This window comes from Halodesulfovibrio oceani subsp. galateae, from assembly GCF_055397225.1.
Genome location: NZ_AP042453.1, coordinates 2,772,026 through 2,788,151 on the forward strand (window position 1 = coordinate 2,772,026; position 16,126 = coordinate 2,788,151).

At 45.4% G+C, this 16,126-nt stretch carries 11 protein-coding genes; 2 read left to right on the forward strand and 9 right to left on the reverse strand.

The window, feature by feature from the left end; genetic code table 11:
* The first annotated feature begins 264 nt into the window (after positions 1-264).
* Together ACZ5V1_RS12460 and ACZ5V1_RS12465 are read left to right on the forward strand one after the other, a co-directional pair.
* A complete protein-coding gene (locus tag ACZ5V1_RS12460; protein ID WP_464389115.1) occupies positions 265-1,179 on the forward strand; it encodes an SAM-dependent methyltransferase in 915 nt (304 codons plus the stop codon).
* A gap of 463 nt (positions 1,180-1,642) precedes the next feature.
* Positions 1,643-2,086, forward strand: a complete 444-nt coding sequence (locus ACZ5V1_RS12465) for a hypothetical protein (RefSeq protein WP_464389116.1) — start codon at positions 1,643-1,645, stop codon at positions 2,084-2,086.
* A gap of 457 nt (positions 2,087-2,543) precedes the next feature.
* Here the strand turns inward: ACZ5V1_RS12465 and ACZ5V1_RS12470 are convergent, their stop codons facing one another.
* The 9 genes from ACZ5V1_RS12470 to ACZ5V1_RS12510 all read right to left on the reverse strand — a co-directional run bounded on the left by ACZ5V1_RS12470 (position 2,544) and on the right by ACZ5V1_RS12510 (position 15,745).
* Entirely contained in the window at positions 2,544-2,987 is a 444-nt protein-coding gene (locus ACZ5V1_RS12470; protein WP_373794360.1) for a cytochrome c3 family protein, read from the reverse strand.
* Between the two features lie 15 nt (positions 2,988-3,002).
* Entirely contained in the window at positions 3,003-3,755 is a 753-nt protein-coding gene (locus ACZ5V1_RS12475; RefSeq protein ID WP_464389117.1) for a 4Fe-4S dicluster domain-containing protein, read from the reverse strand.
* Positions 3,755-6,805 (reverse strand): formate dehydrogenase-N subunit alpha, encoded by a 3,051-nt coding sequence (fdnG, locus tag ACZ5V1_RS12480; RefSeq protein WP_464391624.1) that lies wholly within the window; start codon positions 6,803-6,805, stop codon positions 3,755-3,757. The genes ACZ5V1_RS12475 and fdnG overlap by 1 nt, the downstream gene beginning before the upstream one ends.
* A 1,165-nt stretch (positions 6,806-7,970) precedes the next feature.
* Positions 7,971-9,692, reverse strand: coding sequence for a flagellar filament capping protein FliD (gene fliD / locus ACZ5V1_RS12485; RefSeq protein ID WP_464389118.1), 1,722 nt, complete (start codon positions 9,690-9,692; stop codon positions 7,971-7,973).
* A 9-nt stretch (positions 9,693-9,701) separates the two neighbouring features.
* Positions 9,702-10,898, reverse strand: coding sequence for a flagellar hook-associated protein FlgL (gene flgL, locus ACZ5V1_RS12490; protein ID WP_464389119.1), 1,197 nt, complete (start codon positions 10,896-10,898; stop codon positions 9,702-9,704).
* A gap of 9 nt (positions 10,899-10,907) precedes the next feature.
* Positions 10,908-12,920, reverse strand: a complete 2,013-nt coding sequence (locus tag ACZ5V1_RS12495; protein WP_464389120.1) for a flagellar hook-associated protein FlgK — start codon at positions 12,918-12,920, stop codon at positions 10,908-10,910.
* A 23-nt stretch (positions 12,921-12,943) separates the two neighbouring features.
* Complete coding sequence (locus tag ACZ5V1_RS12500) at positions 12,944-14,542, reverse strand: flagellar hook protein FlgE (RefSeq protein ID WP_160712528.1); 1,599 nt, start codon at positions 14,540-14,542, stop codon at positions 12,944-12,946.
* Positions 14,542-15,207 carry a flagellar hook assembly protein FlgD gene (locus ACZ5V1_RS12505; protein WP_464389121.1) on the reverse strand — a complete coding sequence of 222 codons (666 nt, stop codon included), beginning with the start codon at positions 15,205-15,207 and terminating at the stop codon, positions 14,542-14,544. The genes ACZ5V1_RS12500 and ACZ5V1_RS12505 overlap by 1 nt, the downstream gene beginning before the upstream one ends.
* Positions 15,197-15,745: an RNA polymerase sigma factor gene (locus ACZ5V1_RS12510; protein ID WP_160712524.1), complete on the reverse strand. Its 549-nt coding sequence runs from the start codon at positions 15,743-15,745 to the stop codon at positions 15,197-15,199. The genes ACZ5V1_RS12505 and ACZ5V1_RS12510 overlap by 11 nt, the downstream gene beginning before the upstream one ends.
* Positions 15,746-16,126 lie beyond the last annotated feature (381 nt).

Genomic DNA, 16,126 nt, shown 5'->3' on the forward strand with positions numbered 1-16,126 from the left:
TGTTTTGAGCAGGAACAGCTGACCGGAGGGGAATAAAAAGAACGAGAAGTGCAGAGCAGGCACTTCTCGTTTTTTTATGTGCTTTGTCTAAAATTTTATAGAAAAAGATCATCACAATAAGTACAGTGCGTTACGAATAAATATTTTTTACGATTATCGCGTTTAGCGCATTCTCGTTCTTGCCCTATCTAGTACCATTAAGGTACACCGCACTTCGTTCCGGCGATATGCCGCAAAAATTGCAGAAAATGGTACTTGGATACAATGAATAATAATACGCTATATCTTGCCCCTCGCGGGTTTGAACATGAGCTTGAAAAAGAGCTCACAAATATTGTTGCACACAAGGGTCGTCTGTTCATCGCTAAAGGCGGCGTGCAGAAAACCGTATGGGCACAAAACATCTGGTTAAACCCTGTCGAAATCCCTATTGCCTCAATCGGGGATGGTGCAAAACAGCTTAAAGCTATCCAGCGCAACTGGTGGCTGCACACTGTGGACAACCACCGCCGTGCAAAACTTATTCAAGCCAAGCTGCCACATGTTTCTGCAAAGCGCATTGAATACGGCGCACCAAAACCTACTGCACCATTAGGCTCATGGACTCTGTGGGATGCTAACACCATCATTGCGGCAAGCCGTTGCACAAGCCCATACCCTGATGGCGAACTTAACTTTGTTGAAGATAAAGAAACATCCCCAACCCGTGCCTACCTCAAGCTGTGGGAACTTTTCACAGTACTGGAACGCAGCCCGAAAGAAGGCGAACTCTGCCTTGATCTCGGTAGCTGTCCAGGCGGCTGGACTTGGGTTATCGCCAACACAGGCGCACACGTTTTCAGCGTAGACAAAGCAGAAATCGACCCGAGCATCGGTTCATTGCCGAACGTTAACTTCTGTACAGGCAGCGCATTCGGACTTGATCCACGCCATGCTGGAAAAATCGATTGGCTTTTCAGTGACGTTATCTGCTATCCAGAACGCCTCTACACCCTTGTAGAACGCTGGCTTGAACACGGTGAATGCCGTAACTTCGCCTGCACTATCAAGTTTCAGGCTGACACAGATTATGAAACACTGGAAAAATTCAAACAAATTCCGAACTCTAAAATTATTCATCTCTCATGCAACAAGCATGAAGTTACATGGGTAAAATTAGAAGAGTGGGACAAAGAGTAAAAAGACTTTCTTTTTTATTGATACAAGAACAAATCCGTTGCAACGCACTTGCGTTACAACGGATTTTTTTGGTTCTTATACTTCTCTAAAAATGGCATAATAGGGCAGGTTCTAAAGTGTGTATTCATATTTTAACCGTATGTTTTCAACAGCCAGTTCATCACGCTCCATTATCCGTGACATAAAGTGCTGGCGCGAAGCAATTGCAACTGCTTTTTCCTTTTTGTTACTGACAGATACCCTACAAAATATTCAGCAGAAAAAATTGAAACATGATTTTGAAACACACATTCACAGTAAACGGTTGCATGATAGCGTAGAAAATCTTACTCAAAAAGAACAGGCTGGCTAAACCAGACGCAAAGGGACAGGCGTTTCGGGTTAGCTTTTACGCAACCATATCAATACACAAGAAGGATAACGGGCATATATAAACAACACTCTGTGATTACAGGAGACGTGCATGCATGTTTTCACTCTGCCACAAATTCTATTAATTCTCATACTAGCTGGGTTCATTACTATTGTGATCCTTTCTAGACTTACGCCTAATGATCAAAGCCTTGCAGGCGCGGCAGACATTTTACGCATGCACATCCGCCATGCCCAAACCTTCTCCCAGTGTTACAACCATATATATGGTATACAAAGCAGCCAAAATATTGGTTACTTCCTGTTCGAAAATTCCCCCGAAAATATTTCAAAACTCCCCGGTGCCGAGGACGTCTATCGACTTAAAGGTAGTATCACCATCTCGAGTTTTACTCTCTACTTCAACAGAGAAGGAACTCCCTGCACCGATATCTCCGGCAGCACCCCGTTACCACATGACCTCACTATTACTCTGCAAGACGGCATGGAATCAGAAACCATAACCGTCATGCCTGATAACGGGTATCTTGCTTAATAGTTCATTTTTTTAATACGTTCTGCCTCCGGCGGCTTAAGAACCCTTTTGGAAAAGGGCTTCTTAAGAATCTCCTAAAACTTTTATTATGCGATGCCAGCCTATTGTTTACGAAACCTTGCGGCTTAGCTTCACTACCTTTCTAGAAATGAAAAAAGGCTGTCCTTCATCTGAGGGACAGCCTTTTTGTTTCTCTAGTCAGTGAAATGAAGCCGCGTGAAAAATTTATTAACGGGCTTCATTCGCATAATAAAAGTTTTAGGAAAGGGGTCTGGGGGAGAACCCTTTTCCAAAAGGGTTTCCCCCAGCCGTCGGAGACAAAAAACGCGTCGCAGACATAAACAAAACAAAATAAAAAAATCCCCCGTAGATTACTATCTACGAGGGATTTCATTTTTTCATCCAGCAACGGTTGAGAATGTGAAGGAGTACCGTGTGCTGTTTTTTTAATTATGGCTTAGTAAATCCCATCCGGATGACATGCAGATTCGTAACAGCCGGTCATTTCCTTGTCGTTACCAAACTCTTCGATATGACAGGAAAGACAAGAAGGACGAACACCTTTTTTGTGCATAGCGCGGAAATAGGAGCGCCATTTATTGCTCTCATCCATTGTTGTAATGCTATGACAAGACACGCAACCTTTTGGCGGCACGGTATCTTTTACTGGAGCACTAAACTTAGGCTTTGCATCCGGATCCTTCCACTTGTGGTGACATGTATTACATGAGTACCCTTCGTGGCTGGAATGGTTGAATGTAACAGACAGATCTCGATCGCTGTTACCTTCAACACGGTTGATGACTATATCGTCCGGCCCGGATGTTACTGCTTCTTCTGCAAAGGCAACGGTAGCGATTGCACAGATACAAAGCAGACAAATGATACATAACTTCTTCATGCTATCTCCCTTGTATTATGCGTTTTTGTTTTCACCGAGTACGCTTTTAAACATACCACGGCGGGTTACGGTTTTCGCTTTTGGCGCTGCTGCTACCAAAGTTTCATGCTGTGCTGCTGATGCAACAAGCTTCTCATGGTAGTTTTCCGGTGCAGATTCACAAAGGTAGATCACGCGAACGTGTTCAGGATCTGCGAGATATGCGTCCGGATTAGTCTTCTGAACTTCAGCAAGACGCGCTTTTGCCATTGCGAGCATTTCGTCATGGTCACCAAAATTCATGGTGCCGGTCGGACAGCTTTTCACACAGGCAGGAAGCATACCCTTTGTCACGCGGTTAATGCACATATCGCACTTGTTCCAGATGCCGGTCTCTTCATCACGACGCGGAACGTTGTACGGGCAGAGCTCCCAGCTTTCAAGGCGATTTATGCCAGCGGTTTTGTTTGTCATAATGACAGCGCCGGTAACAGGATCTTGCTTTACAGCGCCTTTCGCATACATGTTGCCAATGTCTTTACATGGCGGCTCAATGCAATGACGACACTGTTCCGGGAAGAAAAGCCATTTGAGCTTGCCGTCTTCTTTCACTTCATTGAAGCGAACAAGACGAATAGTTTTTGCAGACAAATCCTGCGGGTTCTGGTGAGAGCCCACGTTGCGGGTTTGTTCTGCCGGCAGGTCTTTCCACTGCTTACAAGCAACCTGACAACCACGACATGCAGTACACAGGGTAAGGTCTACAAAAAAAGCTTTACCTTTAATCATTATGCATCACCCTCCTTCCATTTGCGTACGTTAACCATAAAGGCTTTGTACTCTGGAATACCGGTGTTCGGGTCACCTACGTTAGGGGTAACCAAGTTTGCAGAATCGCCACCATCTTTCGGTGTTACCCAACCGTAATGCCACGGCATGCCAACCATGTGCACATCTTTACCGGCAATTTTGTACGGCTGAATACGATCAGTAACCATCGCGATTGCCCATAGGGAACCACGCAGGCTTTCAACAACGATCTTCTCGCCGTTTTCAAAACCGCGAAGCTCTGCAAGCTGAGGGCTGATCTCTACAAACATCTGCGGTTCTGCTTCCACAAGCCAGCTCATCCAGCGGGTCATGGAACCAGTCTGCCAGTGTTCAGTCACACGGTAGGTAGATGCAACAAACGGGAAGTTCTCGTCTGCTACAGCTTTTTTCTCTTTTTCGAAATGAACAGCAGTCGGGTTATTCAACTGCTTGGAGAATGCATGCGTGTCGATAGGACATTCAAGCGGCTCATAGTACTCTGGAAGAGGACCATCGGCACGACCTGGACCAAAGAGCTGTCCCATACCATGCTTGAGCATGATGAATGGATGCTTTGTTCCTGGTTTCCAGCCACCATCCGGCACGTCACCAATCCATTTTTCGCCGTTCCATTTAATGACAGCTTTTTCCGGGTTCCAAGGGTTACCCTTTGGATCACAGGAAGCTCTGTTGTAAATGATGCGGCGGTTAACCGGCCAACACCAAGTCCAGTTAGGGTACAGACCAATTTTTGCCTGTTCTGCTGTCTGGGTGCTGTCGTGGCGCTCTGCTTTGTTTCCTTCATCAGTGTAGGAGTTACAGTAGAGCCAGTTACCGGAAGTGGTAGAGCCGTCGTCCTGAAGATATGCGAAGCTAGGAACCTGCTGTCCCTTTTTAAACTTCTTCCCTTTTACTTCTACATCACGGGTGAACCAGCCGTTACACAAGCGTGCTGTCTGCTGAGCGCTGAAGTGGTAATGACCAGCTTCATCCGCTTCACACATTCTGTTGAAAGTAAGATGGGTAATTGGTTCCGGATATGCTCCGCCCTCTTCTTCGTAAAGGTGTGCAAGCTCTTCCCACAGTTCATGGAAGTAGTGACCGTCGGTCAATACGCCGTCCTGCGGTTCCTGAGCTTTGTAACGCCACTGCATCCAGCGGCCGGAGTTGGAAACAGAACCTTCTTTTTCAATTGCGGATGCACACGGAAGGTAGAAAGTCTCGGTTTTGATGGTCTTAGGATCCATGCCCGGGCCTTTCCAGAAGTCACTTGTTTCACAGGTAAACAGGTTAACGTTCACCATCCAGTCTAACTCACCAAGAGCCTTACGGGTCTTAGCGGAGTCAGAGCCGGAACAAGCAGGGTTCATACCCCAAATGAGTGCACCGGAGAATTTTCCGTCTGCCATGCGGTCGATAAGCGGAAGCCATGAATATTCACTGGCTTTGTGTGAATCAAGGCGCGGCAGATAATTGTAGGCATCCTTAGGATCATCATCTTCATACATAGCCTTGATAAGACTTGCAGAATATTTAGGATAATTGCTCCACCAGTTAGCACTCTTCGGATCATGAGAAACCGGAGTAAATGCCTTGTTGTACTGCTCAAGAGTATCCTGACCAGCAAGCGGAGTTTTAAGGTAGCCCGGAAGAATGTGGTACAGCAGCGCATAGTCTGTTGAACCCTGTACGTTACACTCGCCGCGCAGTGCGTTAACACCGCCGCCAGCAACGCCCATGTTACCAAGCATAAGCTGGATCATAGCCATTGCGCGAATGTTCTGTACACCTACCGAGTGCTGAGTCCAGCCCATTGCGTACATGATGGTACCAGCTTTTTTACCTGTACCGGTTTCAGTGTACAATGTGTAAAGCTGCTTGAGATCTTCGATGGATACACCGGACATGGAGGAAACTTTATCGAGAGTGTAACGCTCGTAATGCTTCTTCATAATCTGGAATACACAACGCGGATGCGCAAGAGACTTGTCTTGTTTCGGGTTACCGTTGCTGTCCATTTCGAATGCCCATTTGGACTTATCGTAGGAACGGCTAGCAGGGTCAAAACCGGTAAACAGACCGTCTTTAAAGCCGAAATCTTTGCCCACAATGAAGGAAGCGTTGGTGTATTCCACCATGTACTCTTTAAAGTAACGCTTTTCGTGCAGGATATAGTTAATCATACCACCAAGCACAGCGATATCAGTACCGGAGCGAAGCGCGGCATGCATATCGGAACGTGCAGAGGTACGGGTAAAGCGAGGATCAATGTGGATAACTTTAGCACCAGCACGCTGAGCTTTTGTTACCCATTTAAAAGAAATTGGATGGTTTTCGGCAGGGTTACTGCCCATAATCAAAATGCAATCACTGTTCTGTAAATCATTCCAGTGGTTGGTCATGGCACCGCGTCCGAACGACTCTCCCAGAGCCGCTACAGTTGCGCTGTGTCAGATCCGCGCCTGGTGTTCCACATACACCAGACCGAGAGAACGCATGAAGGAATGCATTGCATAACATTCTTCGTTATCAAGAGCAGCAGAGCCTAAGGAGGCAATACCCATCGTACGGTTTACAACCTTACCTGCTGCGTTTTTCTCTTCAAAAGACTCGTCACGAGATTTTTTGATGAGCTTTGCAATACGTTTTTTACACCAGTCCCAATCTTTCACTTCAAACTTATCACTGTACGGCGCGCGGTACATACACTCGGTAGGTCTGGCGACGTTTACAGTCATCTGGATGGAGCTAGCACCTTTGGCACAAAGGGAACCACGGTTAATCGGATGGTCGCTGTCACCTTCCACGTTTACAACGCGTCCGGTAGATTTATTGGTATGAACCAGTAAACCACAACCAACAGAACAGAATGCACATATAGATGTGGTCTGCTTAGCCCACTGGATTTTACTCTCTCCAGCTTCTTTCACTACATTATCCAAAGCAAATGCAGGCCCCAGCCCTGTAAATGCGGTGGCAGTTACTGCTGCTGCAGTCGTCTTCAAAAACGTTCTTCTTTGCATTCGCAACTCCATAACAACTCAAATATAAAGAAAACCAGCACGTTCGCTACAATACAAACACTTCCACATATGCTTGTACTGGTTCATGCAATATTAATATGTACTTATTGTCGCCCTGCAGAATCTACCAATCGACCCTGTTACAGCTAGTAAAACACAACAAACAACATGCAATTACACCATATCACACCGTAAAACACTTTACATCGTTTGCTATATTGTCAGTTTTAACAGTACAAAAGATTTCTTCTACAATGCTCATTTGAGGATCAAACAACTGAGCAAACTTCCACATCAAGCAACAACTGTTCATATTCCGTTATCTATGCACTATATAAGGAATGTACGTGGCTTATCTGTAGAACAGATAAATCATAACAGTGTCAACACAGCCAACATTTGACAAAAAAGACATACCCCCCACCCAATTTCTTTTGTTTTATATCGACTACAGCATGGTAATAAAAAATTTTGCTTCTAATATCATGTTGTTACAGAGTTCTCTGCAACTTGTGCCAAACCGGACGCAATTCTTTTTTATGACTCAAAAAAAAGAATATAAAACGTAATTCATTTTGTTTTTCTACCAAAATAGTCCATTTTGTTTAGTGCTGAAAACGATTCAACCCCCTCTGTTAGGGACGTACCTCCAACTAGCCTGCACACAACGCCTCCAAAAAAACACAGAAAAACCTACGCTTGAACCTGCACCAAATATCAGTTCACTACCCTCAAAGTCGGGAAACAAATTGAGTACAACGACACACCATGTGCATCTATTTGATGCCAAACAGAGCCTTACCCAGCGCACAGACCTTATGTTTTAAATAGCCATATCGAAAAGCAAGCAGCAGTTATACACTGACTACAACAGTCAACTACCAATTTTAAAACAAAAAAGCACATTGAAGAAAGGTTCTTCAGTGCGCTTTCATAGATACATACAGGGCTGGGTCTTCAGGCTTAGATGGTCAGGTTTGGGTATTCAAGTTTAGCTGGTCAGGTTTGGATCTTCGGGCTTAGATGGCCAGATTTAGATAGCCTAATTTGATAGTCAGTTGAAACGTAAATCCGTCATATAGAGTGTACCGCCAGAACGTCTACTCATATGCTTTCATTAGTGGATGATACAGGTACCCCCATCGCCAGAGGCAGCACCTGTATCAAGTTCCTACCCTGTCTGCGAGATCATGGCAGTTAAACTACTCTGTAAATTTGTATAGTATGCAAGCTGCCCATCTAAAACGGCATATTTACGTCGCAAATCAGATTCCATCTTCGCCAGACGCTCTTCCTGATAGTAGATATCGTTCTCTAGCTTTGTGGCATCTGCATCGTACGTATCAGACACTGTCGTAAGGGTGCCATCCTCAGCATTTGTCCATTTCTCTATTGCTGTCTGAAGTTGGGCGACAATACCTTCCTTCACGCGCAGATCAGCAGAATGGCTTCCTTCCGCTAAGTCAGAAATTTCAAGCACCATACCTGCTGCGGAAGTGCCAGCCGCAGCCGTAACCGTGTTTCCCTCAATAGCTGCCGGTTCACCATTTACAGTTGCTGAAACTACTTTCCCGCCCACAACAGTATACTCAAACTCATAAGCACCGGGGTCTGTAATGCCTTCAATTGTCGACGTAACCTGCACTCCTCGCGTATCACTAATTCCACTATTTGAGCAGCTCAGTAATTCAGCAACGGCATAGGGATTCTCTTCCAGAGCCTTATCGAGATCTTCTTCCTCGATCACCAACTGACCAAAGGTCTCTGAACCTTCATCTGTATCTGTATACAGTCCAAGTTGAGACAAGGCATTGTAAGTATCGTATTCACCACTGAATCCCACAACAGACATGGACAACTGGCTTTTTATATCGTTGTACACCATGTCGAGTGCATAACTGTCGATGGTATATGCTTCCATCTTGTCGCCGGAGTCCTCATCTTCCACGTAGGTAACAACGCGACCTGTTAATTCCTGAATTTCTCGAATCAGCGAGTTCACTTCCTCAAGAAAGGATTCAATGTTTTCTTTTGTCACATCCGTATCGCATGTGACTGTAAGGTTTACGCTTCCTTCAGTTGTGTCTGAAAGCGTCAATTCAAGCCCCGGCACAACATCATCCACCGTGTTTGAATCACGCTCAAGCCACTCATCCGCACCGGCAGGAAACCCGTCAACCTTCATCTTTGCATTCTGCGCAGTACGTACGTTTGAAAACTCCGCAGATGTGAAGTCAGCAAGAGTGGTTGTAGCTGAAACAGTAATCGCGTGGTCTGCCCCTGTTTCAGAACCGGAAAGCCTAAAATACAATTCATCACCGTCCGACAACAAATCCGCACTGACTAAATCTCTCGCAACGGGATCTGAATTGATCATATCAACCAATTGCTGTGCGGTTGTGTTTGCAGGAACCTCTATAGAAATTTCTTCACCGTCGCATTCAAATGCAAACACTGAATCAACATCAGTTATGACATCCGTAGGTTCAGCATACGTCATGGTCGTATTCACCCATATATCATTCTGCGCCAGCTGATTCACCTCAATAGTGTGACTGCCCTCCTGCACATCGCCTGTAACTTTACCGGCTATACCTTCTTCTGACGACACTACGGACATTGCAAGAAATTCACTCATGGAGTTCTTGTCATCAAGCGTTTTATCCAGCTCCCCCATTGAGGTGACAAGCTCGTCCAGCAAAGCGGAGCAAGCTTCAGTTTCTGCCAGCTTGGTTTCATAGTTTTTCTTTGTATAGCTCTCCGCCTCAAGCTGAGCATCAATAATCTCGTTAAAATCTGTCCCGTTTCCAAGACCGGTAAAGTTAACTGCGCCAGAAGAAGTCACAGGCTGATAAGACATTACATCGGATGATACAGAAGAAATATACGACATGGTGCAACCCTATAAATAACTTAGAAGGTTAAGCTGATACACGCTTGCGGTTGTGGAAAGCACAGCCTGATACACATATTCTGCCTGAGCCATTTCCACAGACAACTGTGTTGCATCCGCATCTTCAACAGCACTTATCTGAGAAATACTGCGGTCTTTTGTGATAGAGATTGCGGTCGCGGTATTCTGTGCTGTTTTCTGCCTTGCACCGACACTCGCGGTTTTCTGCAACATCTGTTCATAGGCAGCATTAACTGTTTCAATGCACGATGCCACGCCCTCTGTGTTCCCAGTTTCCATGTAAACCATGAGATCACCCAGAGCTTCGAACAAGTTCGGTTCTGGATATGGCTCACCAGTTGCGGGATCAACACCACCGAATATGGATGATCCGTCAGAAGTCACATCGAGAGTTGAATCCTCTCCGATGGCAAGAGCAAGCTCTTCATTACTTCCAGTATACTCATACGCAGCTCTGATGTAGAGATTAGTCCCTTCACCGCTACCGTCTTCTGCGGTTACGTCTGTTCCGGCTGCCAAGGTAATAGAGGAATCACCGGCAACAATCTCCGTGTCTCCAGCAAGCAAAGTCCCTGTTGTCCATGTATCCCCGCCGTCTGTGGAATATTGGTATTCAAGGTCCTCTGTTCCGCCGATGGTGCCGGATTCTGTCATCTGAATAAAGACTGTTTGAGACGCATCACCCTGCACGGAAACAACATCAGCATGTGTCATGGTCGGATCATCAATCGTTACACCGACGCTCTTCTCATACGCGCTGTTTTCGATATCATTTCCAGAAAATAAATACACTTCACCAAGCTTGGTATTGCTCATCTGAAAGATAGATTCCATATCCTGTCGCAGCTCAATGGCCATACTTTCCATCTGTTCTTTCGTGTATGTTTCCGTGGCAGCCTGTTCTGCAAGTTCACTGACGTTCATCAGAATTTCACTTGTCTGCTGCAATCCTCCATCGGCTGTGCCTAAATACCCTTCAGCAACCGTGCAGTTTTCTTCGTAGGTCAACAGTGTTGCGGAATACGCACGCAGCTGCATAGTTAAAGCCGCACCGGATGGATCATCAGATGGAGCATTCAGTTTTTTCTGCGTACTCGTCATCATCTTCAATTCCATCACGTTACCGAGGGATTTATTGATCTGCTGCAATGAACTTGTATAAATTTGGGATGTTGCGATTCTCATAACGATCTCCTACAGCATATCCAGCACTTCATCGAACATGGCGCGTGCTGTTGAAATAACTTTTACACATGCTTCGTACTGCTGCTGATATTTAATAAGGTTCAGCTGCTCCTCATCAACGTTCACACCATTGGATGACAACTGGTACTCGTAATAATATTCGTTGGAACCTTGCGCATACGCTTGGTTCTGCTCCGCCAGCATCACATCCGCGCCAACATCGGCAACAATCATACTGGAAAAACTTGAAAGGGAATCCGTGTAGGTCACGCCGCCTGCAGTTATCGACACATCCTTTTCTGCCAGCGCAGCAAGCTGCAATGCAGTGCTGTTATCACCGCTGGTAACTGAGCCATCCTCGCCCACTGCTCCGGCATTAATATGCTGCGGGTTGTTTGAAACGTAGCTGTTCACAGCAATGGTTTCAGCAGAGGTGCCAGTGTAGAAAGTATTCAACCCCAGCCCCGCCATCAAATTCGCATCATCCTGCGCCACTTCAAATGACAACCCTGTTCCAGAAGCCATTTCAAGCGTTCCGTCAGCAGAAACTGTTGCTGTAAGATCGCCACCTGATGCGGCATTAATCTTCGCAGCAATATCATCTAAAGAATCTGTGGAAGGATCGACAGTGATGGACACAGTAGAGGCAATCGAGCCGTCATCATTATATAGAACGTATTCTACATCTCCGGATTCGAGCTTATCACCGAAAAACAGCCCGCTTTCTGAAAGCGGCACGGTGGAATCATCCACTTCGTACGAGCCAGAAAGACTGGTGTGGTGTTCGAGACCTGCACCCTTTGAGTGCACCACGTTTGTTTCCCAGATGACGGACTGAGCCAGTCCGTCCAAGGCATCCATTCTCGGCATGACTGAGTCATCACGAGTAATAAACAATCCTGCAATGGAACCTGAAGTTGCTTTATCTGGAGAAAGAATCCCTTGATCATCGGATAACGGCGTAAGGTTCAGGTATGAACCGTCGCCTTTTTCCAGATACAATCCGGTCTTAGGGGTAATTACGTATCTATCGCCAGCCGCGTGAGTACCTGAAGTTGTGGAAAACCAGACATCAACTCCGGCGATATTTTCCGGATTATCAGCATCGCCAGCTTCATACACAACTGAATTGCCGCTTTCATCCGTCGCCCATGTTTTTCCACCATCATACGAGACCTTGTAATGGGTGGCATCAATGAATTCGAGCATAATCTCTTCGCTTGATTCACCCTTAAACTGTAGGCTTCCGTCGAACGATGAAGAAGGCACCAAAGACTCACGAGACTGCGCAGACTGGCTGGAAAGATGATGTGTCTGTTGCCCTTCTACCAATGTGTACTGACCTTCTGCCAGCAGTGTTGCAGTACCGTCGTTCTGGTATTCAACCGTTACATTCATATACGTTGAAAGTTCACGAATAGCCTGATCCCGTGCATCAACCGCCTGATTGTCTGTGGGATTGGAAGCAACCTGCGCGTTTAATGCAGCGATTTGATCCATCAGTGAGTTTGCTTCTGATACCTGAGATGAAATCTCCTGATTTATGGATGTATAAATCTTTTCCATCTGCGCATATGTATCATTATATGTAGAGGCAATTCCCTGAGCAGTACTGAGTACCTCTTCCCACGCACCAGGCTGTGTAGGGTCAGAGGACAGTGTGTTCCATCCGCCGAAAAATCCGCTCAATGCAGCATTAAGGCCTGTTGTGTCAGATTGTCCGAGGGTTCCCTCCAGCTGCATTTGGTAGGCAAGCTGCTGATTAAACTTTGCAGCATCAGCAGATGTGGAAAGGTACTGCTGTTCTACAAAGTAATTCATGGAGGCTTCGATACCGGCAATTTGTGCACCGGTACCGATATGTAATCCATGAGATTTTATAGAGCCGGACGTTTCGTAAATAGGGGTCTGTTTTTTGTACCCCGCCACGTCTGCATTCGAAATATTATTCGTAGTTACGTTAACACTGGCTTGCGAATTAACTACACCGTTTATGCCAGTATTGTAGATCGTATTAATCATGCATACTCCTCATAAACCAGCTACTAGTTCTTCAAGTTAATAGCTGTCTGCAACAAAGTATCCGCAGTTGTAATAACCTTACTGTTTGCCTGATACGCAGCTTGAAGGATAATAAGGTTGGTCATTTCCTGCGCCATATCCACGTTGGAAATCTCCAGAGTATTAGACTGAACGCCCCCCATGCCACCTACGCCCGGACGACCTATGATAGGTTCCCCAGACTCTGCTGTATCAAGAAACTTGTTTCCGCCCTGCGAACTTAATCCACCTTCATTTGAAAAATCTGCAAGCCCGAGGGCGTATAGCTCAATTGTCTGGCCATTAGAATATTGTCCGCTGATGGCACCGCTCTGGTCAACTGTTACATCTTGTAATGTGCCAGTTGAAAAGCCATCCTGATACAATCCAAGTGTGGCAGAGTTTGATTCATAACAGGTTGTACCTGAATGGCTTATTACCGGCGCGTTGAAACCGGGAAGGTCTGTGTAATCAACATCAACACCGCCGTTCTGTAAATCAGCAAGAGTGGCAACGCCATCACCGTCGTTATCCACGGCACCAGTCCAACCGCCTGCGGTATCATGATCTTTGTTAGTCATACCAAAGTTGAAAGACATTTTTTGATTTTCGGCACTACCGGAGAAGTTAGTTTCCAAAACAGGTACACCGGCGGCGTCAAATTCTGCGAGAGTCCAGTTTGCAGCACTTTTTCCGTCAAACCCAGCACCTGTTGATGCTACCGGTGTGTACGCAGTCATTGAAGTCATATCACCGGAAGGAGAAAAAGTTAGGGTGCCTGCCATCAACAAACCGGCGGATTCTGTCCCTTCAAATCCTTCTCGGTGATCATCTCCGGGATTACTGGCTACTGTGTATTCCCACACGGTATTGCCGTCGGCATCCACAGAAACAGGGTCCATATATACGGTCAGTTCATGCGTACCGCCTGCTTCATCATATACAGTAATTGTGGATTGATATTCATAGCGGCTCTGGTCGAGCGCAGGAGAAGCTGTTCCGTCGTACATATCAAACAAAGCGGTGTACGCGCAGCTTGTTGTATCATCGGTCGGGTCAGCAGGTGTTCCGTTATCATCAACCGTCGCAACACTATTATCTTCAGCTGATGCATTAAGGTTTATGGACATCTGAATGCTGTTCGTTGCTTTCGGTGGAGACTGGGAGTCATCAATTTGAATGTCACCAATCGCACCTGTAGGGCTACCGTTCTCCATCTCCCAGCCTTGAACGCGATTGCCTTCAGGGTCTACGAGATATCCATTCTCATCAAAATCGAAGTTACCGGCTCGAGTGTAATACACGGACTGGTTTGCCGGATCTTTAACCATATAGTACCCGTCACCGGTAATTGCGAGGTCAGTATTAGAGCCAGTCGTCTGGTACGAACCCTGCGAAAAGTCAGTATCAATATTAGCTACAGAAACACCATTACCGGTTTGACCGGCACGCACTGTCTCGTAAAAAACATCCTGAAAAATAACACTGGAGCTTTTAAAACCAACCGTACTGGAGTTAGCAAGGTTGTTACTGACTACCAAAGTAGCCTGACTCTGTGCCTGCAACCCTGAGATACCATTGTACATTGAACCTGTAATACTCATTACGCTTCCTCCTCAGCAACACTGACAGAAATAACATCTGTAAAATCAACAACCGCTCCGCCACCAAGGGTCAAAACCGTACCATTTGAGCTATTGGCAACAGAAACAACGGTGTCTTTAATAGTTGTTGCTGTCTCAATAGACTGACCATTTTCATCCAACGCACGCACCCCGATGGTGTATGTGCCGTCTTCTGCTGTTTCGCCAGTCAGCAAAGTTCCATCCCATTCTATCTGTTCAAAACCAACGGACATGGAACCCAGATTCTGCATGGCAACGATGTTGCCTTGCGAATCATAGATATCGATAATGACAGAATCGGCATCTTCAGCCAGATACATGGTAACCTCAGACGTTTCACCGTCTTTCATAACCAGAGTATCTCCTTCAACCTCTACCTCTCGTCCCAAATACGAAACAGGGTCGGTACGATTTAGCGTTTCCCCAAGATCACCTATCTGAGAATTGATGCTCTGCAACGCATCAAGTTGTGAAAACATACAAGTCTGCTCAGTGAGCTTGTCTGTATCCATAGGGTCAGTAGGGTCCTGATATTGAAGCTCGGCTGCGAGCAATATCATGTAGTCAACTTCACTGAACGTAGTGCTACTCTGGGTCGAACTTGTGGTTATATCCTGGCTGGAACTGACGCCGCTAATGGTCATGATTTCCCCCGTAGGAGTCGTATTTAGTATAATAATTACGTAAACGTCGTAGCGCCTGATGCTTAAGGCACCGAACAGCGCTCTCCGATAAAGACAGCACAGCTGAGGCTTCTTTTGTTGAATATTCTTTTTCAATAGTGAGAATAAGTATCTCCATTTGTCTTTCAGTCAGTAAGCTCTTCGGGATGTAGTTTCTGACTGTAAAGAAATGCGTTGTAACGCCTATTGTAAAAGTTTCATCTAATGTTTCCGTTCTATGTTTTTGTTGTTTTCTTAAATCATCAATAATAGAAGTCTCAACTATGACGTAAATCCAAGATGATAGTTTTGCTTTTGCACTGTCATACTTAGCAAGATAGTTATTCTTGATAATTTTTAGTGCTACATTTTGAAAAGCTTCATCTACTATTGTTGAATCTATGCGTGAATTAAACTTCTTTAATATAGATACGATCGTTCTTTTTATTAAAGTTGTATGATCAACAAAGAAATCATTATAGATATCTGAACTATTTTTCTCTTGTAAGCATTGTTTCATCTTGAACTCCCTGCCCTTACTAAAGCAACTCACATGCCCAACAACATTATGGTTCTATAAAAGTATGCTAAACTTATAGTTACAGCTTGTTAGGGAAATATTGGGGAGAGGAAAAAGTGGTTAAGACAAAGCAAGCTTCCTTAACCTTTCTTTAGATTCAGATGCTAAATCGGAGTGTTTTTCGGATAAAAAAGCGGAAAATTTTGCCTAGTGGAGGGTTTTACAGTGCAGATTTATCATGAGGTAAATATTGCCTAACCATCAAAGCGGGATAACAACGGACAACGTAACGTGTTAAAAACAGTGTGGTAACAGAGCCATTCTCATCAGTAACACTCCAGATTATAAGGGCTGCTGGATCCACAGACTGATTATGAAGCG